Raw genomic sequence first — 2,571 nt, 5'->3', positions numbered from 1 at the left:
GGTATGAGGGGTTGTCCGGCATCGGGCCGTGACGATCCGGAACCGGCCCCGGACTCGGCCGGGGCGGTACGAAGGAGCGGCGGCCATGGGCGAGCTGGACGGCAGGACGGCACTGGTGACGGGCGGGTCGCGCGGGATCGGGCGGGCCGTCGCGTTGCGGCTCGCCGCCGATGGGGCGCTGGTCGCGGTGCACTACGGCGGCAACGAGGAGGCCGCCGCCGAGACCGTGGAGCTGATCGCCAAGTCCGGCGGCCGGGCGTTCGCGGTGCGGGCCCGGTTCGGTACGGACGGCGCGCTGGACGAGCTGTTCGAGGGGCTCACGGCCGGACTGGCGGAGCGCGGCGAGGACGGCCTGGACGTCCTGGTGAACAACGCGGGCATCCACCTGGCCGGTTCGATCGGGCAGATCACCGAGGAGGAGTTCGACCGGGTGATGGCGATCAACGTCCGTACGCCGGTCTTCGTGATCCAGCGGGCCCTGCCGCTGCTGCGGGACGGCGGGCGGATCGTGAACGTGGCCTCGGCGGCCGCCCGGATCGGCTCGCCCCTCCAGATCGGCTACACCGTCAGCAAGACGGCGCTGGTGGCCCTCGCCGCGCCGCTCGCCAACGAGCTCGGCCGGCGCGGGATCACCGTGAACACCGTCAACCCCGGTGTGATCCTCACCGACATGACCTCCGCGTGGACGAGCGCCCCGGAGGCGATGGCCGGACTGGAGTCCATCACCGCCCTGGGCCGGATCGGCCTGCCGGAGGACATCGCGGACGTCGTGGGCTTCCTCGCGGGCCCGCAGGGCCGCTGGGTGACCGGTCAGACCATCGACGCCTCCGGCGGCACCTACCTCGGCCCGATCCCACCGGCGTGACCGGACCGGGCTCCCCTCGGGGATGTCAGGGCCGTCCCGTCACCTGGGCGTCCGTGGGGCGGTCCGTTCGTAGACGGCCCCTCCGGGGATGAACCAGCCTGCCTTCTTCCGGACGGCCGGGCTCGGGTCCTGCACGGAGGACGTCCGCAAGGCGGCGACGGCCCGGGCATCGGTGTGGGCGAACTTGCCGACGAGCTCGGCGGCCATCGCCCTGGCCAGCGGGTCGGGGTCGGAGGCCAGGTGCCGCAGCGCGGGTTCGAGGACCCGGTCCGCGCCCGGTGCGCACGTGTCCCCCTTGCACCGGTCGCACGCCAGGGCGTGGAAGGCGGCGATCCTGACCCGGGCGTCGGGATCGTCGGCCATGGTGATGAGCTCGCCCATGGACTCGGTGTCGACCAGGTGGTCCAGCAGCCGGCAGCAGCCTTCCCGTACGGCCGCGCTCTCGTGGGAGAGGCCGGCGCGGATGGCGCCGAGCGCGTCCTGCTCGCGCCGCAGCAGCTCCCGGTAGGCCGCTACGGCACGTTGCGGGTCGCCCAGGCATGAGACGAGGGCGTCGTTGTCGGTCCTGACGAATCCGAGCACGGCCTCAGTGTCGGACCACACGGGGCGGCCGGGCAAAGGGATTTCGCAGCGGCGGAGGGGCCGCCGGGCTCAGTGGAGGGGCTGCTGGAAGAGGACCTCCGGGTACGCGGCCGACGGGCGGTCGAGCAGCCGCTGGGGGATGCCCTTCAGCTGCAGGTCGAAGAAGGCGCCGACGTAGGCACGGGTGATCTTCTCGGCGCGCAGCGGGGCGAGCGTGGCCTCGGGGTCGGGCAGGCCCGCGCGGGCGCCGATGAGTGGTGCGTCGGTGAAGCTGCCGTGGTCGGAGCCGGTCACGGACAGCCAGCGCTTCCAGCCGTCCATGCGCGCCCAGGCCTCGTTCCACGTGGTGTCCCAGCCCGAGGGGTTGTGGACGGACTGGGTGCCGAGCACCAGGAAGGGCCGCCCGCCCAGGCCGCCGGCGGGGAACGGGTCGAAGAACTTGCCGTCCATGTTGATCCCGGCGCGGACCCGCCGGTCGGCGGCCATCGTGCTGGCCGCGGAGTTGCCGCCGATGGAGTGCCCGGCCATGCCGATCCGGTCGCGGTCGATCATGCGGGAGTGCGGCCAGGCGGGGTGGGGGCCGGTCAGCTGGTCGAGGACGAAGGAGACGTCCTTGGCCCGGCTCGGGGGGATGGCCGCGATCCTGTCGTCGTTCAGGTCCTGGCAGATGGCGCAGGTCAGGGTGCGCCCGTCCGGGAAGGTGGTGCCGGAGGTCTCGTAGGTGTGGTCGACGGCGGCGACGACGTACCCGCGGCTGGCCAGGTCCTCGGCGAGGCCGGTGAGGGTGCCGCGGGGGAGCGTGAACCCGGGGGAGAGGACGACGAGCGGGAACCTGCCCGGCGCCGGGCGCGCGTCGGTGCGCGCCGACGGGTGGAGGCCGGTGGCCGTCTCGGTCGGTATGGTGCCGCCCGGCACCTGGAAGTCCAGCAGCAGCCGGGCCTCCTCGGTGGTCAGGTACGGGGTCGCCGGACCGCCGGTGCCGGGACGGGCCGGGTAGTACATCGACACCATCAACTGCCGCGCCCCCGCGGACGGCACCCACGGGTCCGGGCGGTCCCGGTCGACGAGGTGCAGCGTGCTGCGGCCGACGGCCTGCGACCCCGTCGGCCGGGGCAGGTCGAGCT

At 73.9% G+C, this 2,571-nt stretch carries 3 protein-coding genes; 1 reads left to right on the top strand and 2 read right to left on the bottom strand.

Annotated features, from left to right (window positions below):
• Positions 1–85: 85 nt before the first annotated feature.
• A complete protein-coding gene (locus ACFU6K_RS36375) occupies positions 86–865 on the top strand; it encodes an SDR family NAD(P)-dependent oxidoreductase (RefSeq protein ID WP_380670527.1) in 780 nt (259 codons plus the stop codon).
• A 39-nt stretch (positions 866–904) separates the two neighbouring features.
• Here ACFU6K_RS36375 and ACFU6K_RS36370 read toward each other — a convergent pair whose 3' ends face one another.
• Positions 905–1,447, bottom strand: a complete 543-nt coding sequence (locus ACFU6K_RS36370; protein ID WP_380670526.1) for a HEAT repeat domain-containing protein — start codon at positions 1,445–1,447, stop codon at positions 905–907.
• Between the two features lie 69 nt (positions 1,448–1,516).
• Positions 1,517–2,571, bottom strand: a 1,055-nt coding sequence (locus ACFU6K_RS36365) for an alpha/beta hydrolase family protein (protein ID WP_380670524.1), incomplete at its 5' end; no start/stop codon positions are given.

The organism is Kitasatospora sp. NPDC057512 (genome assembly GCF_042802135.1).
Lineage (GTDB): Bacteria > Actinomycetota > Actinomycetes > Streptomycetales > Streptomycetaceae > Kitasatospora.
The sequence above is the reverse complement of the archived record's forward strand: the minus strand, read 5'-3'. Positions and strand labels throughout refer to the sequence as shown.